Annotated in this window: 22 protein-coding genes; 9 read left to right on the forward strand and 13 right to left on the reverse strand. The window is 72.5% G+C overall.

Translation table 11 applies throughout. From position 1 onward, the window contains the following. Positions 1-42 precede the first annotated feature (42 nt). From ACIO3O_RS14745 to ACIO3O_RS14755, 3 genes are all read right to left on the reverse strand, one after another. Positions 43-933, reverse strand: coding sequence for a hypothetical protein (locus ACIO3O_RS14745; RefSeq protein WP_401745311.1), 891 nt, complete (start codon positions 931-933; stop codon positions 43-45). Positions 934-1216: 283 nt separating this feature from the next. Beyond that, on the reverse strand, positions 1217-2758 hold the full coding sequence (locus ACIO3O_RS14750) for a hypothetical protein (protein WP_401745313.1): 1542 nt from the start codon (positions 2756-2758) through the stop codon (positions 1217-1219). Positions 2759-2864: 106 nt separating this feature from the next. Next, positions 2865-3575 (reverse strand): GntR family transcriptional regulator, encoded by a 711-nt coding sequence (locus ACIO3O_RS14755; protein ID WP_401745315.1) that lies wholly within the window; start codon positions 3573-3575, stop codon positions 2865-2867. 217 nt (positions 3576-3792) lie between these two features. Between ACIO3O_RS14755 and ACIO3O_RS14760 the strand changes: the two genes are divergently transcribed. Next, positions 3793-5070 carry an MFS transporter gene (locus tag ACIO3O_RS14760; RefSeq protein ID WP_401745316.1) on the forward strand — a complete coding sequence of 426 codons (1278 nt, stop codon included), beginning with the start codon at positions 3793-3795 and terminating at the stop codon, positions 5068-5070. Further along, positions 5067-5864, forward strand: coding sequence for a putative hydro-lyase (locus ACIO3O_RS14765; protein ID WP_401745318.1), 798 nt, complete (start codon positions 5067-5069; stop codon positions 5862-5864). Before ACIO3O_RS14760 ends, ACIO3O_RS14765 begins: the two co-directional genes overlap by 4 nt. A gap of 87 nt (positions 5865-5951) precedes the next feature. Here the strand turns inward: ACIO3O_RS14765 and ACIO3O_RS14770 are convergent, their stop codons facing one another. Beyond that, positions 5952-7370: a HEAT repeat domain-containing protein gene (locus tag ACIO3O_RS14770; protein WP_401745320.1), complete on the reverse strand. Its 1419-nt coding sequence runs from the start codon at positions 7368-7370 to the stop codon at positions 5952-5954. A gap of 283 nt (positions 7371-7653) precedes the next feature. After that, on the reverse strand, positions 7654-8046 hold the full coding sequence (locus tag ACIO3O_RS14775) for an ankyrin repeat domain-containing protein (RefSeq protein WP_401745322.1): 393 nt from the start codon (positions 8044-8046) through the stop codon (positions 7654-7656). A gap of 252 nt (positions 8047-8298) precedes the next feature. Between ACIO3O_RS14775 and ACIO3O_RS14780 the strand changes: the two genes are divergently transcribed. Together ACIO3O_RS14780 and ACIO3O_RS14785 are read left to right on the forward strand one after the other, a co-directional pair. Beyond that, positions 8299-8493, forward strand: coding sequence for a hypothetical protein (locus ACIO3O_RS14780; RefSeq protein WP_018534760.1), 195 nt, complete (start codon positions 8299-8301; stop codon positions 8491-8493). 38 nt (positions 8494-8531) lie between these two features. Further along, entirely contained in the window at positions 8532-10085 is a 1554-nt protein-coding gene (locus ACIO3O_RS14785; protein ID WP_401745324.1) for a hypothetical protein, read from the forward strand. 62 nt (positions 10086-10147) lie between these two features. Here the strand turns inward: ACIO3O_RS14785 and ACIO3O_RS14790 are convergent, their stop codons facing one another. Then, the gene (locus tag ACIO3O_RS14790) at positions 10148-11644 is read right to left on the reverse strand and encodes a PLP-dependent aminotransferase family protein (RefSeq protein ID WP_401745326.1); all 1497 of its coding nucleotides are present in this window, start codon (positions 11642-11644) and stop codon (positions 10148-10150) included. Between the two features lie 101 nt (positions 11645-11745). Between ACIO3O_RS14790 and ACIO3O_RS14795 the strand changes: the two genes are divergently transcribed. The 4 genes from ACIO3O_RS14795 (at position 11746) to ACIO3O_RS14810 (ending at position 15261) form a co-directional block, all read left to right on the forward strand. Beyond that, the gene (locus ACIO3O_RS14795) at positions 11746-12438 is read left to right on the forward strand and encodes a YitT family protein (protein ID WP_401745327.1); all 693 of its coding nucleotides are present in this window, start codon (positions 11746-11748) and stop codon (positions 12436-12438) included. Beyond that, positions 12435-13205, forward strand: a complete 771-nt coding sequence (locus ACIO3O_RS14800; protein ID WP_401745329.1) for a glycerophosphodiester phosphodiesterase — start codon at positions 12435-12437, stop codon at positions 13203-13205. Before ACIO3O_RS14795 ends, ACIO3O_RS14800 begins: the two co-directional genes overlap by 4 nt. Positions 13206-13255: 50 nt before the next feature. Further along, positions 13256-14626, forward strand: coding sequence for an MFS transporter (locus ACIO3O_RS14805; RefSeq protein ID WP_401745331.1), 1371 nt, complete (start codon positions 13256-13258; stop codon positions 14624-14626). 260 nt (positions 14627-14886) lie between these two features. Then, the gene (locus tag ACIO3O_RS14810; protein WP_142215978.1) at positions 14887-15261 is read left to right on the forward strand and encodes an RNA polymerase-binding protein RbpA; all 375 of its coding nucleotides are present in this window, start codon (positions 14887-14889) and stop codon (positions 15259-15261) included. A gap of 183 nt (positions 15262-15444) precedes the next feature. Here ACIO3O_RS14810 and fxsA read toward each other — a convergent pair whose 3' ends face one another. From fxsA to ACIO3O_RS14830, 4 genes are all read right to left on the reverse strand, one after another. Further along, entirely contained in the window at positions 15445-16059 is a 615-nt protein-coding gene (gene fxsA / locus ACIO3O_RS14815; RefSeq protein WP_401745333.1) for an FxsA family membrane protein, read from the reverse strand. An 82-nt stretch (positions 16060-16141) separates the two neighbouring features. Then, the gene (locus ACIO3O_RS14820; RefSeq protein WP_401745334.1) at positions 16142-16909 is read right to left on the reverse strand and encodes a polyprenol monophosphomannose synthase; all 768 of its coding nucleotides are present in this window, start codon (positions 16907-16909) and stop codon (positions 16142-16144) included. 531 nt (positions 16910-17440) lie between these two features. Further along, positions 17441-19102 (reverse strand): amidohydrolase, encoded by a 1662-nt coding sequence (locus ACIO3O_RS14825; protein WP_401745336.1) that lies wholly within the window; start codon positions 19100-19102, stop codon positions 17441-17443. Positions 19103-19203: 101 nt separating this feature from the next. After that, the gene (locus ACIO3O_RS14830; protein WP_401745338.1) at positions 19204-19644 is read right to left on the reverse strand and encodes an Lrp/AsnC family transcriptional regulator; all 441 of its coding nucleotides are present in this window, start codon (positions 19642-19644) and stop codon (positions 19204-19206) included. 266 nt (positions 19645-19910) lie between these two features. On the opposite strand from ACIO3O_RS14830, the gene ACIO3O_RS14835 reads away from it, so the two are divergent. After that, the gene (locus tag ACIO3O_RS14835) at positions 19911-20324 is read left to right on the forward strand and encodes a hypothetical protein (RefSeq protein WP_401745340.1); all 414 of its coding nucleotides are present in this window, start codon (positions 19911-19913) and stop codon (positions 20322-20324) included. On the opposite strand, the gene ACIO3O_RS14840 is transcribed toward ACIO3O_RS14835, so the two are convergent. From ACIO3O_RS14840 to ACIO3O_RS14850, 3 genes are all read right to left on the reverse strand, one after another. After that, positions 20325-21440, reverse strand: coding sequence for a phosphotransferase family protein (locus ACIO3O_RS14840; protein ID WP_401745342.1), 1116 nt, complete (start codon positions 21438-21440; stop codon positions 20325-20327). 46 nt (positions 21441-21486) lie between these two features. Continuing rightward, on the reverse strand, positions 21487-22611 hold the full coding sequence (locus tag ACIO3O_RS14845) for a hypothetical protein (RefSeq protein ID WP_401745344.1): 1125 nt from the start codon (positions 22609-22611) through the stop codon (positions 21487-21489). 440 nt (positions 22612-23051) lie between these two features. Further along, entirely contained in the window at positions 23052-24224 is a 1173-nt protein-coding gene (locus ACIO3O_RS14850; protein ID WP_401745346.1) for an acyl-CoA dehydrogenase family protein, read from the reverse strand. Positions 24225-24267 lie beyond the last annotated feature (43 nt).

Below are 24267 nucleotides of genomic sequence, written 5' to 3' on the forward strand. Positions count from 1 at the left end.
GGCGGCTCAGTCTCTTTTACGTCTGCGGTCGTCGCGGCGGAACTACGCGTGGAAGGGCAGGCCCGCGTCGGCGGGGAGGTCGAGGTCGTCGGTGTCGGCGGCGGGCACGAGGGTGGCGGTGCCGTCGGTGACGGGGACGACACCCAGGTCCAGGAGTTCGGCCATGGCGGCGCTGCCGGCCATGTCGCGGACCTGGAGCTGGTAGCGGGCGGTGGTGCGGTAGGAGCCGCCCGCGTCGTCGCCGGTGCGCTGGAGGAAGCCGGAGTCGGTGAGGAAGGCCATGGCCTTGCCGACGATGCCGGTGGTGGAACCGGCGAGGCGGCGGGCGTCCTTGGTGGCGCCGGTGGCGCTGCGGCGGGAGTAGACGCGCCAGGCGGATTCGAGGCCGGGGGCGTCGGTGGCGGGGTCGGTGTTCTCGCCGGTCTCCTCGGCGCGCTCCTCCAGGCGGCGGCAGGCCTGGCGGACGAAGGCGTCGACGCCGTTGACCGTGAGGCGGCCGATGTAGCCGTCGTCGGCGAGGTCCTCGGGGCGGGGGAAGGCCATGGCGGCGACCGCGAGGTGGGCGAGGCCGTGCAGGAAGCGGTCGGCGGACTCGGCGGACGCGCGGCGGGCGTAGTCGCCCATGCGGACGGCGAAGACGGAGTCCTCGTCGGCGGAGACGGCCATTCCGGCGCGGGTGGACACTTCGAGGACGACGAGGCCGAGGCCGGTGGCGACGGCGTCGGCGAGGCGGGCGAAGGGGGCTTCCTCGCGGTAGCGGCGCAGGAGGTCGGCGTATTCGGCGTCGCGGGCCGGGAGCAGCTTGGGCTGGAGGCCGAAGGAGACGAGGCGGGCGGCGTCGGAGGCGTCGGCGGGGGTGACCGCGGCGGGGGCTGCGGGGGCCTCGACGGCGTCGCTGCTCCACGCGGGGGTGTCTGCGTGGGGGTCGCTCACGGGTGCTCCTTGAGGGGTACGGGGAGGGGGTGCGGGGTGGTGGGGGCGGGGGCGGGCTGAGCGGTGTCGAGGCGCGCGGCCGGCGCGGGGGTGGGCCGGGGGGTGGGGGTCGCGGGCCGCACGCGACGGTGCGGGTCCGCCCCCTTGCCCGCCCGTTCCGCCCCCGGGGGGCGGCCCCGCCGCCCAAGGGGGCTGGGGAGGCTCGGGCAGACCTGTTGCCCAAGGGGGCTGGGGAGGCTCAGGCAGACCTGTTGCCCGAAGGGGCGGGGGGAGCTGAGGGAACTCATGAGGCCTCCGCGCGGCCGGTGGCCATTCCGGCGGTGTCCAGGAGGGCCGTGCCCACGATCAGGTCGGCGCCGCCGAAGTCGGGGTCGTCGAGCTGGGTGCCGTCGTCGACGGCGAAGAGGAGGCGCTCCTCACCCTGCCGGTAGGCCGTGCCGACCGGCGGGCTCGCGGCGTGCACGGAGAGGAGCGCGACCAGGTACGCCAGGTCGTGGCCACCGGTGCGACGGGCCTCGGCGAGCAGGCCGGAGAGACGGCGGGGCGCGTCGTGCGGCAGGTCGAGCAGGACCATGGCGTCCGCGAGCTGCTCCTCGCTGAAGCGGCTGTCGTCCGGGGTCGCGATGAGATCCGGCTCGGGCATCTCCGCACCCAGGTGTTCGCGCTCCACGGGAGGGGTGAGGAGTATGTCGACGAGGTCCCCGACACGCACCGAGGTCGGCGTGCGCAGACCGGCCCCGTGGGCGAAGAAGGCGTCCGTGACGCGGATCGCGCGCTCCAGCGGCAGCGGCAGCAGCGGGGCGACCAACTGGCCGTACAGGTCGAGGCCGGAGTGCGCGGAGAGCGGTGCGAAGGCCTGCCGGTCCTGCTCGGCGCGGAACAGCGGTCCGGCCTCAAGGAGGCGGGACTGGAGCTGGGTGTGGCGGCGGATGCAGTCCTTGACGATGTCCACGAGCTCGGCGGCGCGGCGCTTCTGCTCGGGCTCCTCGGACTCGTCGCGGGCCTTGCGGATGTTGGTGAGGATCGCGTTCTCGTGCCGGTAGCGGTCGGCGACGTGGTCGAGGGCCTCGGCGATCATGTCGGGGACGGCGTTGAGCCAGTCGACCGCGCGGACGTTGCGCCGGGTGGCCTCCAGGGTGCGGCGCAGCGTCTCGGCGTACTGGACGGTGCGGTAGCGGGCCTGTTCGGCGGCGAGCTGGGCGTCGGCGAGACGGCCCCGGTTGATCAGGACCTCCAGCTTGACCTCGGCGGCGATCTGGGCGCTGGTGACGTCGGTGTCGAGGGCGCCGACCAGGACGTTGACGGCCTCGTCGGTGGTGCGCAGGAAGACCCCGCCGCCGTACCCGGCGACCTCTTCGACCAGCTTGAAGTCGTAGTCGCGGCGGGTGTAGACGCCGTCGGCGGAGAAGGTGCCGTAGACGGCGCGGAAGCCTCGGTCGACGCTGCCGACGTTGATCAGGTTCTCCAGCACCCAGCGGGCGACGCGCTCGTGCTCGGCGGCGGGGCGGCGGGGGGCCTGGGCGGCGACGCGGGGCAGCAGCCGGGAGACGATCTGCTCGTGGTCGGCGCCGGTGTCGAAGTCCATGTTGAGCGTGATCAGGTCGATCGCGGCGAGGGCCACCTCGGCCATCGCGTAGACCGTGTACTCGCCCGCCAGGTTGGCCTTGCGCACGTCGAGGTCGTGCAGCGGCGCGGTGCACGCGAGGGCGCGCAGTCGCCGCGCGAGCCCTTCGTCGGCGGCCGGGCCCGGGGCGGGGCGCGGCCCCGCGCTGAGCTGGGGCGGAACGAATTCCGTGGCGGTATCCGTCGAGGCAGGCGAAGTCACGTGGCACAGATTAGGTCCTCGCACTGACAACGGTCGAAACGGCCCAGATGGGACCGCGTGCGACACCGGTTCGAGGAGTGCGAACCGCCTGGGCCGCGGCTGCCGCTCAGACTCCCCAGTCGCCGCTCTCGATGCGGCGGGCGTACACCTTCACCAGGTTGGCGCGGGAGTCGTCGAGGTAGCGCGCGAGGAGTTCCTCGGCGCGGGCGCTGTCGCCGAGGTCGAGTGCGCCGACGATCATGCGGTTGCGGACCAGGTAGGGCTGGTGCAGTCCGTGCGGGTCGGAGACGACGTGGAAGGCGAGGCGCAGTTCGGCCAGGACGCTGCGCATGAGTTCGTCGGTGCGGGGGCTGCCCGCGAGGGCGACCAGTTCGCGGTGGAAGTGGATGTTGGCGGTCGAGACGCGCTTCCAGTCGCCGATCGCGGCGGCCCTCTCGCCCTCGGTAACGGCGGCGTCGAGGGCGTCGGTCGTGTAGGGCGGCTCGCCCAGCCCTCGTACGACCGCGCACTCCACCAGGCGGCGGGTGCGGTAGATGTCCTCGACGTCCTGCACGGCGAGCACCCGGACGAAGACGCCCCGGTTGAGTTCGTGGACGAGCAGGCGCTCGTGGGTGAGCAGCCGGAACGCCTCGCGGAGGGTGTTGCGGGAGACGCCGAGCGCCTTGCCGATGCTGTCCTCCGAGAGCCGCTCCCCCGGCGGGAAGTAGCCCTCGGCGATCCGGGTGCGCAGGACGTCGGCGACGCGCTCCGCGGTGCTGGTGCGGCCCAGCAGTGGGCGGTCGTCCGCCAGGCTGTTGACTCCGGTGTCCGTCGTCACGGCAGTGCCCCCAACTCCCTTTGCTCACCGGCGTGTTCCGGCGCGTGTCTCTATCGTAGAAGACTTCGTGGGAACGAAGAATGTGCGGACAGGAGTCTTGTCGGATCGTTCAACAATCCTCTACGTTGACGAAAGTGCACGTCCCCCGAAGGCATCCGGCCCCTGGGAGTGCACCGTCCCTGAACGGCTCTCCCCTCCCCTGACGAGCGAGGCGCAGATGAGTACGACACAGGCACACAAGCAGCAGGGCGAACTTCCCCAGGACGGCGGCCCGTTCGGCTGGCTCCGCGCTCTGGGCCCCAAGGGGCGACGGGCCTTCGGAGGCGCGTTCGGCGGGTACGCCCTGGACTCCTACGACTTCTTCACCCTCCCCCTGGGCATGTTCGCGATCTCCGCGTACTTCGCCCTGGACAACGGGCAGACGGGCCTGCTGACCACAGTCACCCTGGTGGTGTCGGCGGTGGGCGGCGCGATCGCGGGCATCGTCGCCGACCGCGTCGGCCGGGTGCGGGCCCTGATGATCACGGTGGCCACCTACGCGGTGTTCACCGTCGCGTGCGGCTTCGCCCCCAGCTACGAGACGCTGCTGCTCTTCCGGGCCCTCCAGGGGCTCGGCTTCGGCGGCGAGTGGGCGGTCGGCGCGATCCTGGTCGCCGAGTACGCCACCGCGAAGAACCGGGGGCGCACCCTGGGCGCGGTGCAGAGCGCGTGGGCGGCGGGCTGGGCGCTGGCCGTGATCGTCTCCACGCTGGTGTTCCAGTTCCTCGACCAGGACACCGCCTGGCGCGTGCTGTTCTGGACGGGCGCGCTGCCCGCACTGCTGCTGGTGTACGTGCGCCGCAATGTGAGCGACGCCCCGGAGGCGGCGGCTCAGCGGCGCGAGAGCGCCCACAAGGGGTCCTTCAGCGCCATCTTCCGCCGGGACCTGCTGCGCACCACTCTCTTCGGCGTGCTGCTGTCGACCGGTGTGCAGGGCGGCTACTACACCCTGGCGACCTGGGTCCCGACGTACCTCAAGTCGGAGCGCGGTCTGACGGTGGTCGGCACGGGGGCGTATCTGACGTTCCTGATCTCCGGGGCCTTCATCGGCTACCTGTGCGGCGGGTACCTCACCGACGTGCTCGGCCGGAAGAAGAACATCGCCCTGTTCGCGGTGCTCTCGGCGGCCTGCATCCTGGCGTACACGAACATCCCGATGGGCGCGAACGGCCTCATCCTGGTGCTCGGTTTCCCGCTGGGGTTCTGCATGTCGGCCATCTTCAGCGGCTTCGGCTCGTTCCTGAGCGAGCTGTACCCGACGGCGGTGCGCGGCACGGGCCAGGGGTTCACGTACAACACGGGCCGGGCCGTGGGGGCGTTCTTCCCGACGCTGGTCGGGTTCCTGTCGGGCAGTTGGGGCGTGGGCGGGGCGCTGGTGTTCGGGGCGGTCGGTTACGGCCTGGCCGTGGTCGCCCTGTTCGGGCTGCCCGAGACGCGCGGTCGGGAGCTGGTGTGAGCGGCGTGACGGACGTGTCGACGGCGCGGGCGCCGCGCGAGGCCCGGGAACGGTTCCGTACGGGCCTGCGGAGCACGACGGCCGGGTGGGCGCCCGGCTTCGCGCAGGCCAACCTGCTGGCGGTGCCGGCGGACTGGGCGTACGACGTACTGCTGTTCTGCCAGCGCAATCCGAAGCCGTGCCCGGTGCTGGACGTCACCGACGCCGGTGCGTGGACGACGCCGCTGGCGCCGGGCGCGGACCTGCGGACGGATCTGCCGGGCTACCGGGTCTGGCGGGACGGCGAGCCGGTCGAGGAGCCGACGGACGTGCTCCGGCACTGGCGCCCGGACCTGGTGTCGTTCCTGATCGGGTGCAGCTTCACCTTCGAGACGGCGCTGGTGGCGGCGGGTGTTCCGATGCGCCATGTCGAGCAGGGGCGCACCGTGCCGATGTACACGACCCGGCGGCCGTGCCGTCCGGCCGGGCGGCTGCACGGGCCGATGGTGGTGTCGATGCGGCCGGTGCCGCCGGACCGGATCGGTGCGGCCATCTCCGAGAGCGCGCTGCTGCCGGCCGTGCACGGCGCTCCGGTGCACTGCGGGGAGCCGGGCGGACTGGGCATCGCGGACCTGTCCCGGCCCGACTTCGGGGACGCGGTGGAGTCCGTACCAGGAGACATCCCGGTGTTCTGGGCGTGCGGGGTGACGCTGCAGGCCGTGGTCGCGGCGTCGCGGCCGCCGTTCGCGCTGACGCACGCACCGGGCCAGATGTTCGTCACAGACGCCCGCGACGAGCAGTACCGGGTGGCCTGAGACGAGCGGTACCGGGTGGCCGGGGGACTCCCGGTACGCAAGGGGGGCGGTGGTCCCGGATTCCGTCCGGGACCACCGCCCCCGCGCTCATACGGCCGTCGCGTCCGGTCCTATCCGGCTGCGTACGGCGGTCTGCACCTCGGCCTCCTCGGCCGGATCGGCGGCCAGCCGGCGCAGCCGGTCCGCCACGCGCGCGTCGCCGGTCTCGGCGTGCCGGGCGGCGACTTCCCGCGTCGTCTCCTCGCAGTCCCACAGGCACTCGACGGCGAAGCCGGAGGCGAAGGACGGATCGGTGGCGGCCAGGGCGCCTGCCGCGCGCTGCCGCAAGTGGGAGGAGGCGGTCTCCCGGTAGATGTGACGCAGTACGGGGGCCGCAGCACAGATGCCGAGCCGTCCGGCGCCGTCGACCAGGGTCCACAGCAAGGGGGCGTCGGGGCCGTCGGCCCGGACGGATTCGCGCAGTGCGCCGAGGACCAGGGGCGCGTCCTGCGCCCCGCCCCGGCAGGAGAGCACTCCGGCGGCACAGGATCCGAGGGCGTCCGGCCGGTGCACCCACCCGCGGGCGCGGTCCACCGCTTCGGGACCGCACATCCGCTCGAAGGCGGCGACGGCGGCCTCGGCGACGGTCCGTGACGGGCTGTCGGCGGCCGCCTCGATCAGGTCGAGGACGGCCGGGTCGCGTGACTCGGCCAGGTAGTGCAGCGCCGTGCAGCGCGCACCGTCGGCACCGTCACGTGCCACCTGGAGGATCGTTGAACGATCCTCGGGGCCGGCCACTGCCGTGAGGCACCGGGCGGCGGGCACATGGAGCACGGACCCGCGCTCCAGCCCCTGCTGGGCCCACTCGAAGACCGCCTCGACGCTCCACCCCGGACGGGGCCCGGTAGGTCGCAGCTGGCGCTGCCATCGGTCGAAGGAGCCCTGCTCCTGCGCCGCGCGCACCCGGCCGCCGACGGACTCCCGCGGATCCTCGGCCCACAGCCGCCAGGGCCGGGGCTCGAAGGCGTCACGGACGACGGCCGCCAGTTCGGCGTCGCCCTCCGGCGTGGTCGCGAACCGGGAGAGCACCGGTCCCGCCAGCGAGCGCAGCCCGCTGTCGTCGTCGCGCAGGGCGAGCTCGTCCAGCGCCCAGGTCCAGTTGGCACCGGTCCTGGCATACGTGCGTAGGAGCATCAGGGCGTCGTCCCTGCCGTACGAGGCGAGGTGCCCCAGGACGGCGAGCGCCAGCCCGGTGCGGTTCTCGTCGGTGTCCAGGACGTCCTCGACGTCGAAGAGGTGGCGCTCGATCTCGTCGAGGCCGCCGTCGAGGTCCAGGTAGAGACGGGCGTAGTAGAGCGAGCGGTTCTCGACCTGCCAGTCGTGGCGCGGGTCGTTGAGCACGCAGTGGTTGAGGGCCGCGAGGGCTTCCGGGCGGGGTGCGGCGAGCGCGTGCAGCGTGCCGTCACCCCTGCCCCTTTGCAGGAGGCCGAGCAGGGTGCCGCTCGGCGCTATGACTGGTTCGAACATGGGAAAAGGCCTCACATCAAGCTGTCGACGCAACCGGGGAAACGTGCCGTTCCTACGCGGTGCGCCAACATGCCCGGCCGCCCGTCACAGTCTTTCGCTTGATGCTGACCATCATCCTCTGCCTCTCGATCGGTGGCCCCGAGTGGGCCCGTTCCACATATCCGTAATGCGGCGACTGATGCCCGCACCTGGTGTTTGTGAATCCGTCGTCATCATGGCCCAGCGATTTCGCCGCCGCGACCACATTTCCGACGCCCCCCGGGACTCCCTCACCAGGAACGCCTCACTGGGCGCCGAACAGCTCCAGCAGGTCCTTCTTGTCGAACATCCGGGCGGTGTCCACCGCGGAGGGCGTCCCGGCCGCCGGGTCGGCGCCACCCGCGACGAGTACCCGCACGACGGCGTCCTCACCCTTGAAGACGGCTCCGGCGAGCGGCGTCTGCCCCCGGTCGTTGGCCCGGTTCGCGTCCGCGCCGCGCGCCAGGAGGGCCTCCACCGCCTCCGCATGCCCGTGGTACGCGGCGAGCATCACCAGCGTCTGCCCGTGCTCGTTGGTGAGGTTCGGCGAGACCCCCGCGTCGACGTAGGCGGCGAGGGCCCCGGCGTCGCCCTGCCGGGCCAGGTCGAAGATCTTGCTCGCCAGCTCGACGACCTCGGGGTCCACTGCTTCGCTCATCGCGGACTGCCTGCCTTTCACATGCGGTGACCTGGGCGCACGGCAGAGCCGTACGAGTGAATCGACAGGGTACTGCCCCCGTCGCGACATGACCCGGGCTCCGTACGGCAAAGATCACTGCGAGGTCGACAGGCTCGGCCGGTCCAGTGAAAAAGACGAAAATTAACCCGATCGCACGATTTGCGGCATAGATACTTTCTGTGAGCCTGGAAGAACTCATGGTGACTGTCCCCACCAACCAGGAGAATCCTCATGATCCTGTCCATTTCGGGTGTCGTGCTGCTCGGCATCATCGTCTTCCTGTTCTTCCGCAAGGACGGGCTCAAGGCGTCGCACGCACTGGTCTGCGCCCTCTTCGGCTTCTATCTCGCGGGCACCGCCATCGCCCCGAGCATCAAGGCCGGAGGGGCGAGCCTCGCCAGCCTCTTGGGCGGGATCAAGTTCTGACCCCGCGTCCCCCACTCTTCCCACCACAGGAGTCCGACGTGGCCCGGCGTCCCCTCCCCCGCATTCTGAGCAGCAGCAGTGCCTCGGTGGCCCGCAGCCGCGAGCTGGCGCGCACTGCCGCCGACAGCGCCACGGACGTGCTCCATCCGCTCATCACGATCAGCCGCGGCCTGCGCAAGCTGGCCGCGGCGGGTCGCACCAAGTGGTCGGCGACCCCCAAGGACAAGCGCGGCCCCGCGCTCTTCCTCGCGGGTGCCGTCATCCTCGTGGTCGCTCTCATCCCGTACGGGCCGCTGCTCGCCCTGATCACGGTGATGGCCGCGGCCGCCTGGAAGGGTCACGAACGCGCCCCGGTGCAGACCGGCCCCGCCCCCGAACAGACCGAGCGGCTCCAGTCCCTCTACGAGGCGCTGGTGCCCTACTTCTCCGTCCCCGAGGACCCCGACCCGCTCTTCGCCCACGGCGGCGCGTGGGACAAGGCCTTCAGCGAGTACGAGTTCGACGACGGCAACCGCCCGTCCCGGCTGCTGATCCGCTACCCCGCCTACTTCCCGGACGGCGAGGCCTCCTCCCGGGCCCGCATCGAGCAGCTGCTCGGCGCCAAGTCAGGGCGCGGCCGCGAGTACCGCTTCGACTGGGACGAGGAGGGCAACCAGCTCGTCATGACGGTGCTGGACGCGCTCCCCACGACGATCGCCGCCCAGCGCTTCGTCACCGCCCCCGGCGAGACCGTGCTCGGCTTCACCGACGCCGACGCCGTGCCGCGCACCGTGCCGGTGCAGGGCGGCGACGCCTCGTACGACGCCACCCCGGTGATCTGGCGGACGGGTCCCCGTTCCACCGAGCCGCACCTGCTGGTCGTCGGCCAGCCCGGCAGCGGCACCACCACGTTGCTGCGCTCCATCGCGCTGCAGGCGCTGGAGGACGGCGACGTCCTGATCGCGGAGGGCAGCGGCACCGGCGAGTACGCGTGCCTGACCGGGCGCACCGGGGTGCTGGCCGTCGAGTGCGGCCTGTCCGGCGCGCTGGCCGGTCTGGAGTGGGCCGCCGCCGAGACCGAGCGCCGGCTGATCTCCGCCAACCGGGCCCGGCAGGCGGGCCAACCCGCCCCCGACGACACCCGGCGCCCGCTGTGGATCCTGCTGGACCGCCCCAGCGTCTTCGCGCACCTGGCCGCCGCCGACGGCCGCACCGACCCGCAGCAGCTGCTCCAGGTGCCCCTGCGGCACGGCCGGGCGGCGAACGTCACCGTGGTGGTCGCCGAGCAGTTCGACACCCTGGACGCGCTCAACGAGTCGGTACGCGCGCACACCCGCGCCCGCGTGGTGCTCGGCCCCTCGGTCCCCGACGAGGTGGAACACGTCCTGGGCGCTCCCCCGCACACCACGCCGACCCCCGACGTCCCGCCCGGGCGCGGCTACGCCCGTCTCGGCACCGGGCCGGTGATGCGCCTCCAGGTGCCGGTCACCCCGGACCCGTACGACGACGCCACCAGTGAGACGCACCGGCAGGCCGTGCTGGAGCTGCTGCCCGAGCGCTCCGTGCCGGTCGAGGACGTCAGAAACGTCGACCCGGTGCCGGCGGAGGGCTGACCGACCCGACGACAGCGCCCCGCACACCTCTTGAGGTGCGCGGGGCGCTGTCGTGTCCGGGCTCACGCCACCGACGTGCGCGGCGTCTCCGTCCCGGAGCTCGCCCCCGACTCCACCAGACGCGCCGCCGCGGCCAGGCGCACGGCCGCCTCCTCCGCCACCGGGCCGCCCACCGTGAACGGCAGCCGTACGTATCCCTCGAAGGCCCCGTCGACCCCGAACCGCGGCCCCGACGGCACCCGTACGCCGACCCGCTCCCCCACCGCCGCGATCCGCGACCCGGAGAGCCCACCCGTGCGCACCCACAGGGTGAGCCCGCCGTCCGGCACGTGGAACTCCCAGTCCGGCAGCTCGCGGCGGACGGCGGTCACCAGGGCGTCCCGGTTCTCCCGGGCCTGGGCGCGGCGCACCGAGACCGCCTGCTCCCAGCCGCCGGTGTTCATCAGCCAGTTGATGGCGAGCTGCTCCAGCACCGGGGTGCCCAGGTCGGCGTACGCGCGGGCCGCGACCAGGCTGCGGATCACCTCGGGCGCGGCCCGCACCCAGCCGATGCGCATCCCCGCCCAGAACGCCTTGCTGGCGGAGCCCACGGTGAGCACGGTGGAGCCCGCCGGGTCGAAGGAGCACACCGGGCGCGGCATCGCGTAGGTGTCGTCGAGGTGGAGTTCGGTCATGGTCTCGTCGGCGACCAGGACGGTGCCCGCCGAGCGGGCCGCCTCCACCAGGGCGCGGCGCTGCTCCTCGTCGGCGAGGGCACCGGTGGGGTTGTGGAAGTCGGCGACGACGTACGCCAGCCGGGGCGCCGCGTCGCGCAGCACCTGGCGCCAGCGCGGCAGGTCCCACCCGGTGAGCCCCTCGGCCATGGCCACGGGCACCAGCCGGGCGCCCGCCTCGCGCATCAGCTGGAGGATGTTGGCGTACGAGGGGGACTCCACCGCGATCCGCTCGCCGCGCCCGGCGAACAGGTGGCAGATGGCGTCCATGGCGCCCATCGCACCGGTGGTGACCATGATCTGTTCGGGCATGGTGGGGATGCCGCGCGCGGTGTACCGGTCGGCGAGCATCTGGCGCAGTGCGGGCAGCCCGGCCGGGTAGTCGCCGTGCGTGTGGGCGTACGGCGGAAGCTCCTCCAGCGCGCCCTGGACGGCGCGGGTGAGCCAGGGCTCGGGGGCGGGCAGGGCGGCCGTGCCCAGGTCGATGACGGAGCCGAGGGACTCGGGCGGCAGGGGCTCCAGGCCGCGCGCGGGCAGCGGGTTGCCCGCCGGGACCGCCGTCCAGCTGCCCGCTCCCCTGCGGGACTCCAGGAAGCCCTCCGCGCGCAGCGCCTCGTAGGCGGCGGCGACCGTGGTGCGGCTCACCGCGAGGGCCACCGCGAGCTCGCGCTCGGCGGGCAGCCGGGCGGCGACCGGGACGCGGCCCTCCAACACCAGCAGGCGCACCCCGTCGGCGAGCGCCCGGTAGGCGGGCGGCTTGCGGACGCCGGGGCCGGAGGGGCGGGACTGGGAGTTGAGCTGGCGGGCGAGCTGGGCCGCCCCCACCGCCGAAGTCCACTGCGCCATGAAATCAGTCCACCTTCCCCGGATTGGCCATGGATGGCTTGTCCATACAGGCCACAGAGTGTCATGCATCGGTCCACCACCACTACCCAGGGGGCGCCTTCATGTCCGGGTCATCGCACACCACCACCAGCCATCTCTTCCGGCGGCTGACACAGCTGTACATCGGTCTGGCGCTGTACGGAGTGAGCTCGGCGGTGCTGGTGCGCGCGAACCTCGGACTGGAGCCCTGGGGTGTGCTGCACCAGGGTCTCGCCGAGCGCACCGGGCTCGCCATCGGCGTCGTGTCGATCATCGTCGGGGCACTCGTCCTGCTGCTGTGGATCCCGATGCGACAGCGTCCCGGTCTCGGCACCGTCTCCAACGTGGTGGTGATCGGACTCGCCATGGACAGCACCCTCGCCCTGATGCCCGAGGTGCACTCCCTGGGCGCCCGGATCCCCCTGATGATCGGCGGGATCGTGCTCAACGGCCTCGCCGGCGGCCTGTACATCGCGGCCCGCTTCGGCCCCGGCCCCCGTGACGGCCTGATGACCGGCATGCACAAGGTGACCGGGCGCTCCATCCGGCTGGTGCGGACCTGCATCGAGATCGTCGTCGTGGCGACGGGGTTCCTGCTCGGCGGCACCCTGGGGGCGGGCACCGTCGCCTACGCCCTGTCGATCGGCCCGCTCTCGCAGTACTTCCTGCGCCTGTTCGCCGTACCGGAGACGAATCCGGGGCGGCAGACGGCCGCCGTGCCCGAGTCCGAGCCGGTCGCCGACCCCGAGCAGCCCCGGGCGATACTGCCCCGGTGAACGACGCACTCCGGCACAGCTACCTCGACCATCCGGCACCGGTGCTCCCCTTCGCCCACCGCGGCGGGGCCGCCGACGGCCTGGAGAACACCGCGACGGCCTTCCGCCGGGCCGCCAAGGAGGGCTACCGGTACTTCGAGACGGACGTCCACGCGACCGCCGACGGCAGGCTGGTGGCCTTCCACGACCCGACCCTGGACCGCGTCACCGACGCCCGGGGCAAGATCGCGGAACTGCCGTGGAGCCGGGTGCGCGAGGCCCGCGTGGCAGGCACCGAGCCGCTCCCCCTGTTCGAGGAGCTCCTGGAGGAGTTCCCGGACGCCCGCTGGAACGTCGACATCAAGGCCGGGCCCGCCCTGGAGCCCCTGGTCGACCTGGTGCGCCGCACGAACGCCTGGGACCGGATCTGCGTCGGCTCCTTCAGCGAGGCGCGGGTGGCCAGGGCGCAGCGGCTCGCGGGCCCGCGCCTGGCGACGTCGTACGGCGTGCGGGGCGTCCTCGCGCTGCGACTGCGCTCGCTGGGCGTACCGGCCCCGCTGCGGCGCGGCGCGGTGTGCGCGCAGGTGCCGGAGACGCAGAACGGGCTGCGCGTCGTGGACCGGCGCTTCGTGGCGACGGCGCACGCGCTCGGCCTCCAGGTGCATGTCTGGACCGTCAACGATCCGGCTCGTATGCGAGCCCTTGTGGATCTCGGCGTGGATGGCATCATGACGGACCGGATCGCTGCGCTGCGATCGGTGCTGACCGAGCGGGGGGCCTGGGCCTGACCCGCCCCCACTCCGCCCGTCCGCGCGTCGGCACGGGGTGAGAACGGGGAATGCGCGTGGGGACGGAAGCAACGGATCAGCCTGCCGGTTCACGGACCGGTTCACCGGCGGAGCGCAAACGCGAACAGCGGGGCTGGTACTTCTACGACTTCGCCGTCTCCGTCTACTCGACCAGCGTCGTCTCCGTCTTCCTCGGCCCGTACCTGACGACGGTCGCCAAGGCCGCCGCCGACGCCGAGGGCTACGTCCATCCGCTGGGCATACCGGTGCGCGCGGGCTCCCTGTTCGCGTACGCGGTGTCGGTCTCGGTGGTCCTGGCGGTCGTGGTGATGCCCTTCGTGGGCGCCATCGCCGACCGCACGGGCCGCAAGAAGCCGCTGCTGGCGGTCTCCGCGTACATCGGGGCCGGTGCGACGGCGGGCATGTTCTTCCTGGAGGGCGACCGCTACGCGCTGGGCGCGGTGCTCCTGATCGTCGCGAACGCCGCGCTGTCCGTGTCGATGTCGCTCTACAACGCCTACCTGCCGCAGATCGCGGAGCCGCACGAGCGCGACCGGGTCTCCTCGCGCGGGTGGGCCTTCGGGTACACCTCCGGTGCGCTGGTCCTCGTACTGAATCTGGTGCTGTACACCGGTCACGACGGTTTCGGTGTGGACGAGGCGACGGCGGTACGGATCTGTCTCGCCTCCGCGGGCGTCTGGTGGGGCGCGTTCGCACTCGTGCCGCTGCGGCGGCTGCGGGACCGCAAGGTGGCCACCGACGGCAGTCGGCTCACCATGGGGCAGGGGTGGCGTCAGCTGGTCGCCACGCTGAAGGACATGCGCCGGCATCCTTTGACGCTGTCGTTCCTGCTGGCCTATCTGATCTACAACGACGGTGTGCAGACGGTGATCTCGCAGGCGTCGGTCTACGGCTCCGAGGAGCTGAAGCTCACCCAGACGACGCTGATCACGGCCATCCTGCTGGTGCAGGTGCTGGCGGTCTTCGGGGCGCTGGGGATGGGGCGTCTGGCCCAGCGCTACGGAGCCAAGCGGACGATTCTCGGTTCGCTCGTCGCGTGGACGGCGACGATCGGCGTGGGCTACTTCCTCCCGGCCGGGGCGCCCGTCTGGTTCTTCGTCCTGGCGAGCGCCATCGGCCTGGTGCTCGGCGGCAGCCAGGCCCTGTCCCGGTCGCTGTTCTCGCACCTGGTGCCGCGCGGCAAGGAGGCCGAATACTTCGCGGCGTACGAGATGAGCGACCGCGGGATGAGCTGGCTGGGGCCCCTGGTGTTCGGGCTCGCCTTCCAGCTCACGGGCAGTTACCGGGACGCGATCGTGTCCCTGGTGGTGTTCTTCGCGGTGGGATTCGTTCTGCTCTCGCGGGTACCCGTGAGGCAGGCCGTCGCGGCGGCGGGAAACCCCGTTCCGGAAAGAATTTAGACCTTGAAGTAAAAGGCCGGTAGTGTACGCCTTTGGCCTGCCAGGCGGACCGTTACTGCGAACCTTCGCAGGAAAAAGACTGGGTGACATCTGCTGTCAGATGTGACAAAGCGGTCACTGGTGGGTACAACAAGGGGCGGCACGACGGGCGACGCACTGACCCGCAACGGGAATCTTTACCGCCGACCGGACGTTGACCGGATGACGACGACAGCGACAAATACCTGTCCTGTGGGCGACAAGCCCGGGAGGCACGATTCATGAGTGAGCGAGCTCTCCGCGGTACGCGGCTCGTGGTGACCAGCTACGAGACGGACCGCGGCATCGATCTGGCCCCGCGCCAGGCGGTGGAGTACGCATGTGAGAAGGGTCATCGCTTTGAGATGCCCTTCTCCGTGGAAGCGGAAATTCCGCCGGAGTGGGAGTGCAAGGTCTGCGGGACCCAGGCACTCCTGGTGGACGGCGATGGGCCGGAGGAGAAGAAGGGCAAGCCCGCGCGCACGCACTGGGACATGCTCATGGAGCGGCGCACCCGCGAGGAACTCGAAGAGGTCCTGGCCGAAAGGCTCGCGGTACTGCGTTCTGGCGCCATGAACATCGCGGTGCATCCGCGGGACAGCCGCAAGTCCGCCTGACGTCCGTAACGGGCGAAGGGCACGGGAGAAGTACCCCGCAAGAGCCGAGGGGCTCCGGCGCACACTGTGTGCGCCGGAGCCCCTCGGCTTTTGTCGTGGGTGCGGCCTTCGTACGTACGAGGGCCGCACGCACGAAGGCCAGGCGTACGAAGATCAGCCGCACGAAGATCAGCCGTACGAAGGTCAGGGCGTCAGCGGCGCGCGCGGCCCGTCCTCGCGGCGCGGCGGGTAGGACTGCCCCGGGGAGTCGTCGCGGATGACCTCGCCCGGGACGACCTTGCCGTCGGGGCGGTGCATCCGCGCCTGCTGGAACATGTCGCCGAGGCTGCCGGGCTGCTGCACGGCGTCCATGCGCTTCTGGAGCGACTTCTCGGCGTAGCGGCCGAGTGCCCTGCGCACGGGCGGCACCAGGACCAGCAGGCCCAGTACGTCGGAGAGGAGGCCGGGGAGGATCAGGAGCAGCCCGCCCAGCATTACGAAGCCGTTGCCGGAGCCCTTCTTGCCCTGCTCGTCGGCGGCCGGGTCGTGGGCGCCGCCGGACTGCTGCTGGCGCTGCACCGTCTCGCTGAGGTTCTTGAAGGCGCGGCGGCCGGCCCGCTTGATCACGGCACCGCCGAGCACGACCGCCCCGACCAGCAGCAGGAGGACGGTGAGGCCGCCCGCCCAGCCGGCCACGAGGGTCAGCAGCCAGATCTCCAGCACCAGCCAGGCGGCGATGCCGAGGGGCACGAGGGTGCGGGCGCGGGAGCGCTTGCGGGGGGTCGTTGTCACGGTCGGGGGCGGAGTGCCGGTCGTCATGCCTCCAGTGTGCCTGGCAGGCCGCCTGAACGGCGTAAAGAGCGCGTGAGTGCCCCGGGAGGCAGGGCCGCCCGGGAGGGCGTTACAGAGGCTTGCGGCCGAGCAGCTTGTTGGCGCGCGTGCCCACGCCCCAGGCGGTGACCCGCCACAGCGCCTCGATCAGGATGTCGTTGCTCATCTTGGACTCGCCGATCTCGCGCTCCACGAACGTGATCGGCACCTCGACCACGTGGAAACCGGACTCGACGGCGCGGCGCGCCAGGTCGACCTGGAAGCAGTAGCCCTGCGAGGCGACCTCCTCCAGACCGAGGCCGTCGAGGGTTTCCGCGCGGAAGGCGCGGAAGCCGCCGGTGACGTCGCGGATCGGTACGCCCAGCAGCATCCGGGAGTAGAGGCTGCCGCCGCGGGAGATGAACTCGCGGGACTTGGGCCAGTTCACGATCCGCCCGCCCGGCACCCAGCGCGAGCCGAGCACCAGGTCGGCGCCCTTGAGGGCGGTGAGCAGGCGGGGCAGTTCCTCGGGCTGGTGGGAGCCGTCGGCGTCCATCTCGACCAGGACGCCGTAGCCGTTGTCGATGCCCCAGCGGAATCCGGCCATGTAGGCGGCGCCGAGGCCCTCCTTGCCCTTGCGGTGCAGGACGTGGACGTGGTCGTCGGCTGCGGCGAGCTCGTCCGCCAGCTTTCCGGTGCCGTCGGGGCTGTTGTCGTCGGCGACCAGGACATGCGCTTCGGGAACCGCTTCCCGGACCCGCGCGACGATCGGCTTGATGTTCTCGGCCTCGTTGTAGGTCGGGATGATCACCAAAGCACTGCCGAGCGGGCCGTAACGCTTCTGACCGCCGTCGTTCACTGCTTCCCCTTTAATGTCCGTGCACCGAAGGACCCACCATAGCGAGCGGGTACGGGGAGGCGGCCGGTGGTCCGGCCGGTACGGGGCGGGCGGATTCTACGGATGGGGGCCCGGCGTCCTTCGGGCCGACCAGGTGGCCGCCGGCTGCGGACATCCTCGCCGTTGTCTACTGAACGCCGGGGCCCTACCCGGGTCGCACCGTCGACCGGAAAAAACCTTCCCTCGCCCCCGAGGCGCGGGCGCTGAACCTGGCTCCGGGCGGGCCGCCGGTGCGGCGACCCGTCCATGACCCAGCGGCGTTCGACGACTGCGTGGAGGATTTCCGGCCGGACGTTTCGTGGTGGACCCGGCCGAACCTACCCGCCGGTGGCCGCTTCCTGTCAACACCTGTGCGACCTGCGGCGTTTCCCGAAATCCCCTGGTCAGTGCCGACGGGACGAAGTACCCCCGGACGGCCCGGGCCGCACCGATCGGCGGTACGCGCCCGGCTTCACGTCATGCGTTCGGCCCTACGGGCCGCCCCGCCCCATGTCACGCGTTCGGCCGTACGAAGACGGTCCGGCCGGAAACGACGGTGCGCAGGCACACCGGCAGCGGTGCGCCGGGCGCCAGGTCGGGCAGGCCGGGCGTGCCGGAGCGGGGGTCGGTGGACCAGCGGGCGACGCGGTCGTCCGGGGCCTGCACGACCAGCTCGCCGGACTGCCAGATCGCGTAGTCGGCGGGCGCGCCGGGCACCAGGACGCCCGCGTCGTCCCGGCCGACGGCCCGCCAGCCGCCGCGGGTGTGGGCGGTGAACCCGGCGCGCACGGACACCCGGTGCTCAAGCGTGCGGTGGAAGGCGGCGGCGCGGACGGTGCCCCACGGGTCGAGCGGGGTGACCGGGCTGTCGGAGCCGAAGGCCAGCGGGATGCCCGCCCTGAGCATGGCGGCGTACGGGTTGAGGGTGCGGGCCCGCTCGACGCCCAGGCGCTGCGCGTACATGCCGTCGTCGCCGCCCCAGGCCGCGTCGAAGGCGGGCTGGACGGAGGCGGTGAGGCCCAGTTCGGCGAAAGCGGCGACGGTCTCGGGGGTCATCGCCTCGGCGTGCTCGACCCGGTGCCGGGCGGCCCGCACCCGGGCGAGGCCGACCTTCTCGGCGGCGGCGCGCACCCCGGCGACGACCGCGGTGATCGCGGCGTCCCCGATGGCGTGGAAGCCCGCCTGGAGGCCCTCCTCGGTGCAGACCGCGACGTGTGCGGCGATCGCGGCGGCGTCGAGGTGGGCGGTGCCGGTGTGCGGGGCGTCGGCGTAGGGCTGGTGCAGGCAGGCGGTGTGGGAGCCGAGCGAGCCGTCGACGAAGAGGTCACCGGCCGCGCCGATGGCGCCGAGCTCGCGGACGCGCTGGGCGTCCTTTGCATGCGCGATCTGTTCGGCCCAGTAGCCGAAGACGCGCGGGCCCGGTGTCTCGGCGGCCAGCTTCAGCAGTCCGACCAGGTCGTCCTCGTCGGAGATCTCGGGACCCGCGCACTCGTGGACGGTGCCGATGCCGAGCGAGGCGGCGTGCGCGAGGGCGGCGCGCTGGGCCTCGGCGCGCTGGGCGGGGCTGATCGCACCGTGGGCCGCGGCGCGCACCGCGTGGTGGGCGGCGGCGGTGAGCGGCTCGTCGGGGTGGTAGCCCGTCAGGCCGGTGACACCGGGCACGAGGTCGAGCAGGGCGGTGGAGACGACGGCCGAGTGGACGTCGATGCGGGGCAGGTAGAGGGGGCGCCCACCGGCCGCGGCGTCGAGTTCGGCGCGCGAGGGGTGACGCTGCCCGGGCCAGCGGGAGGCGTCCCAGCCGCCGCCGATGAGGACCTCGCCGGCCGGGCGTCCGGCGGCGTGGGACCGTACGAGAGCGAGTGCCTCGTCCAGGGTGCGGGCGGCGGACAGGTCGAGGCCGGTGAGGGCCAGGCCCGTCGACGTCGTGTGCACGTGTGCGTCTGTGAACGCCGGGGTGACGAGCGCACCTTCGAGGTCGAGGACCTCGTCGACGCCGGTCGCGAAGGCGTCGGCGGCCCCCTCGGAGCCCACCCAGGCGACGTGCCCGCGCTCGACGACCATCGCGGTGGCGAAGGGGTCGGCGGGACTGTGGACCTCGCCGCCGCGCAGCAGCACGGTGCGGTCGGAGGGGGCGGCGGGGCCGGCCGGGGAGGAGGGGGCGGTGCGCTCGGTCATGGGGACCAGTCTCGCGCAGCGCGCGGGGCGCGTTCGACTCGGGTGCCGGATGCGCGGAGCGGGCGCACGCGCCGGTCCGCACCGCCCGTGACACGGGTGGGTCAGACGCGGGGCGGGCGCGCTTCGTACGGGGTGGAGAGGACGACGGTGGTGCGGGTGGAGACCCCGGCCAGGGTGCGGATGCGGGTGAGCAGGTGCTCCAGCTCCAGCGGGGTGGCGACGCGCACCTTGAGGATGTAGTTCTCGTCGCCCGCGACGCTGTGGCAGGCCTCGATCTCGTCGACACCGGCGAGCCGGTCCGCGATGTCGTCGGGGGCGCTGGGGTCGAAGGGCGCCACCGAGATGAACGCGGTGAGCGGCAGCCCGACCGCCTCGGGGTCCACGACCGCGGCGTATCCGCGGATCACTCCGCGCTGCTCCAGCCTGCGGACGCGCTGATGCACCGCCGAGGTGGACAGGCCGGTGGCCTTGCCCAGGTCGGTGTAGCTCATCCGCCCGTCCTTGACGAGCAGGTCCACGATCTGACGATCCAACTCCTCCATGGACCGAGAACCTACAGGGCCCGGGGCCCTTGTCGCACCTGAGCGGCGTGCGTCTTGCCTGGTGGAACGGCGCAGGCCCGGCCGCGGCGCATGTGGGGCGCGCAGGGGGCGCGTGTGCGGCACCTGCGACGGGCATGTGACGAAGGCCACATCCTTCGCCCCGTGTCCTTCTTCTTTGTGGGGTTATCGCGCAGGCGCGCAGGGAAGTGCTTGGTGTGGTCGAGGCCGCAGCGCCTGGTCGGCCCACCTCTAGGGGGAGTGTCTCCATGCAGAGCCTGAAGCGCACCGGACGTACCGAACCGGAACCCGTCGAGATCGCAGCATCCCTTCTCGACGCGTCCGAGGACTCCGGCTCCGACGCGTACGACACCTTCGAGATGTACCGGGTCCTGTGCCCGGACTGCTTGCAGCCGATCGCGCTGCTCGCCGACGAGGACGTCCTGCCGGAGCACGCCAAGTGCCCCACCCCGTGGAACCCGTTCGGCCTGACCGCCTGCTCCGGTACGGGCCGTCCCGCCGCCGACGCGAAGCCGGCGGACGCGTCCCTGGAGGTGCTGGAGCAGGACACCGCCCTGCTGCTCACCCTCCCCCAGGGTCTCGACTGGCGCACGCAGCCCTTCAGCCACGTGGGCGGCCCGGGCTCGCGCCCGCTGAAGGTGCCGCGTCAGCGCGCCGCGTAACTACCCTTCCGCGTACCCCGCTTCGCTCCAGTACGTCCCGCGCACCATGGCGTCCAGCGACGCCCGGTGCATGATGAGCGCGTCCGGGTCCTCGGGGACCCGGACCTCCCCGAAGTGCACCTGCCGGTAGGCGATGCGCAGCATCACCACGGCGTGCCGCAGGGCGGCGTACAGCGTGTGGAACTCCATGTGCCGCGGGGTGTGCCCGGTGAGGCGCACGTACCGCTCCTCGATCGCGTCGCGGCGCAGGAAGTCCGGGAGTCCGGGCTGCCCGAAGGAGACGGTCAGGTCCTGGAAGAAGCGGTGCAGGTAGACGGTCCAGCCGAGGTCGAGTTCGCGGGGGCCGTAGGCGGCCATCTCCCAGTCGAGCACGGCGGCGGGCTCGAACCCGTCGTAGATGATGTTGCCGATGCGGGCGTCCCCCCAGCAGAGCACCGGCTCGCCCTCCTCCTCGGGCCAGTGCTCCTCCAGCCACCGGAAGGCCTGCTCGATGAGGGGTGAGCGCGGCAGCCCGTCCACCACCCACTCGTAGTACATCTGCTGGGCCGTCACATGCCGTCGCAGCGGGCTCCCTTCGACGTCGGGCAGCAGGAACTCCGCCTCCTTCGCCGGGAATTGCTGGTGCAGCCGCGCGACGACGCCGACGCTCGCGGCCTCCAGTGCGGCGCGCTCCTCGTCGCTCGCCGCGTGCAGCCAGTTCCCTTCGTACGTGTACGGCATGACGTCCGGCGGGACCCGGCCCTCGGCGCGGGCCATGACGAAGAAGGGCGCGCCGAGCGGGGCGGGGTCCTCCTCCAGCCACAGGACGTGCGGGACGGGCAGGTCGGTGTGGGTGCCCACCAGGCTCATGACGCGGTGCTGGCGGGCCATGTCGTACACGGGGAAGACGGTGTACGCGGCCGGGTCGGCGGCCAGTCGCAGGGCGCAGGCGGTGACGGGGGCCTCGGGGTGGTCGAGGTCGAAGAGCAGGGTCTCGCTCGACATGCCGTTGGAGCCGGGCACGCGGACGTCGGTGACACGCGCTCCGGGGAGGCGGGGGGCCAGCCAGGCGGTGAGCCGCCGGCCGAGTTCCTCGGGGTCGCGGGTGGTGGTGCGGGGTCGGGGTGCGGTGGCCATGTCTCCGTACTCCTCTGCTCGCGGGGGTGTGTGCTTTCGGCCGGGCTCAGGGCGCGGTGGACTCGTATCCGGTGAAGCCGCTGGGGTCGTGGCGGCCGAAGGTGCCGTGCTCGAAGATGCCGTAGCCGGTGCGTCCGTCGAGGGTGAAGCGGGCGGCGTGGTCGATGACGCCGTACGCGGCCATGGGGTGGGCGGCGGGGTCGGAGAGGTCGTAGGCGCGCCGGTCGGTCCAGCCGCGGCCCTGCCAGGTGCCGTGCTGCCAGTCGTCGGCGGGCGGGTATCCGGCGCCGACGGCCAGCGGTGAGGAGGTGAGGATCTCGACGCCGAGTTCGAGGGGTTTGCGGGCGGGGTCGGTGAGGTGGACGACGGCGCGTTCGGGGTGGCGGGTGCCGGAGCGGTAGGTGATGTCGGTGTGCGGCCAGCCGAGTTGGACGTCGTTCTCCCCCTCGCGGACCAGGAGGGCCTCGTTGAGGGTGCGGTGGCCGTCGGCGTCCTCCTGGGCGACGACCATGACGAAGCGGTCGTCGAAGCGGGCGGGTATCCAGAGCCAGTGGAACCCTTCGGGCCGGTGCTCCTCGGCGGCGCGCCCGCCCTCCTCCCCCGGGATGGGCCGTACGCCCCAACTGCGGTCGCGGGTGCCGGTCCAGTGGGCGGGGTCGAGACGGATCCGCTCGCCGCCGACGCGGATCTCGCCGGTGCAGCCGCCCGCTTGGACGAAGCGGCGGCCCTCCAGCATGAGGCGGTCGCCGCGGTACTGGACGTGGTGCGGCTCCCACACGGCCGGGAAGTCGGCCGTCCAACTGATCTCGTACGAGAGGGAGTCGGGGTCGGTGGGATCGGCGTCGCAGGTGAGGGTGAAGCGGCGCAGCGGCTCGTCGACGGTGATGCGCAGCGGCCCGACGGACATGTTCATCCGGTCGTCGGTGAGGGCGTCGGAGGCCCGGACGGCGTGCAGGGTGTCGCCGAGGCGGAGGGTGGCGTAGGCGTCGATGACACCGGTGTTGGGGTAGACGCCGAGGCCGAGGATGAGGAGGGCGCGGCCGGTGTGGTCGACGAGGTGGAAGATGCAGCGGTCGTAGGCGTTGCGGTCGCCGGTCGCGACGTGCTTCATCGAGAGGGGGGTCTGGTGGACGGGGTATTCGTCGAGGGGGATGGGGCGGTCCTGGGACACGGGGCCTCCTGGCGGCTGGGACGGCACGCCGGGCCGGGACCCCGGGGCCTGCTCCGGCCCCGGTCCCCGCTTCGGCGGAGTCTGACGGTACGTCAGGAGGTGTGGGGTGGGCCAGAGTTGGGGCGGGTCGCTTGGGCGGGGGGCATGCGGTGCGGGGCGCGGCAGGGTGGGTGGTGGGCACCCGGTGCCGGGGTGGGTTCTTCCCCTCCCCGCCCCTTCCCGTAACCCTGCGGGGCTGTGAACGGGTCCGTGCGGGTGGGTGGGTGGCTGGTCGCGCAGTTCCCCGCGCCCCTGACATGCCTGCCCTTCGGGCGGCATTCAGGGGCGCGCCAGGCATATCAGCCCGTCCGGCGTTTGAGGACGCGCGGGCGCAGCCCGTGCAGGGGGCGAGGGGCGGAGCCCCCTCTGGGACAGCAGCCCAGCACCGCCCCCGGGCCGGATCAGCGGGACTCGGGGCCCGCGAGGTGCCGCGCGATCACCATCCGCTGGATCTGGTTCGTGCCCTCCACGATCTGGAGGACCTTCGCCTCGCGCATGTACCGCTCGACCGGGAAGTCGACCGTGTAGCCGTATCCGCCGAGCACCTGCACCGCATCCGTCGCGACCTTCATCGCCGTGTCCGTGCAGAAGAGCTTCGCCATGGCCGCTTCGCGGGAGAAGGGACGGCCGGCGTCCCGCAGCCGAGCCGCCGCGAGGTAGAGCGCGCGGCCCGCCTCGATCTGCGTCGCCATGTCGGCCAGCATGAAGCGCAGGCCCTGGAAGTCGGCGATGGGGCGGCCGAACTGTTCGCGCCCGGTGGCGTAGGAGAGCGCCTCGGCCAGGGCCGCCTGCGCCACGCCAATGGCGCACGCCGCGATGCCGAGGCGGCCGGAGTCCAGTGCGGACAGGGCGATCGCGAAGCCCTGGCCCTCGTCGCCGATGCGGCGCGAATCCGGCACCCGTACGCCGTCGAAGTGGAGCTGGGCGGTGGGCGAGCCCTTCATGCCCATCTTCTTCTCGGGGGCGGCCGCCGACAGACCGGGTGCGTCGCCGGGCACCAGGAAGGCGGTGATGCCGCGCGGGCCCTCGCCTCCGGTGCGGGCGAGCACCGTGTAGAAATCGGCCACGCCGCCGTGCGTGATCCATGCCTTCGTACCGGTGATCACCCAGTCGTCGCCGTCCCGCACGGCCTTGGTGCGCAGGGACGCCGCGTCGGAGCCGGAGGCGGGCTCGGAGAGGCAGTACGCGCCGAGCAGGCCGCCGCCGAGCATGGCGGGCAGGTGCGCGGCCTTCTGCTCCTTGGTGCCGTACCCGGCGAGCCCGTGGCAGGCGAGGCTGTGCACGCTGACGCCGAGGCCCACGGTCAGCCGGGCCGCCGCGAGCTCTTCGAGGACCTGGAGGTAGACCTCGTACGGCTGGTCGCCGCCGCCGTGCTCGGAGTCGTACGGCAGACCGAGCAGCCCGGACTCGGAGAGGAGCGCGAAGACCTCGCGGGGGAAGCGCCCGGCTTCCTCCTCCTCGGCCGCCTGCGGGGCGATCTCCCGCTGGATCATGTCGCGTACGAGCGCGAGCAGGTCGCGGGACTCCTCGGTGGGCAGCTGACGTTCCACCGGCTGCGGGGCGCGGTCGGCCATTGCGGCGCTCTCCTTGCGTCGGGCCCTGTCGGGCGCGGCGGCG

The organism is Streptomyces sp. NPDC087440, assembly GCF_044744005.1.
Taxonomy (GTDB): Bacteria; Actinomycetota; Actinomycetes; order Streptomycetales; family Streptomycetaceae; genus Streptomyces.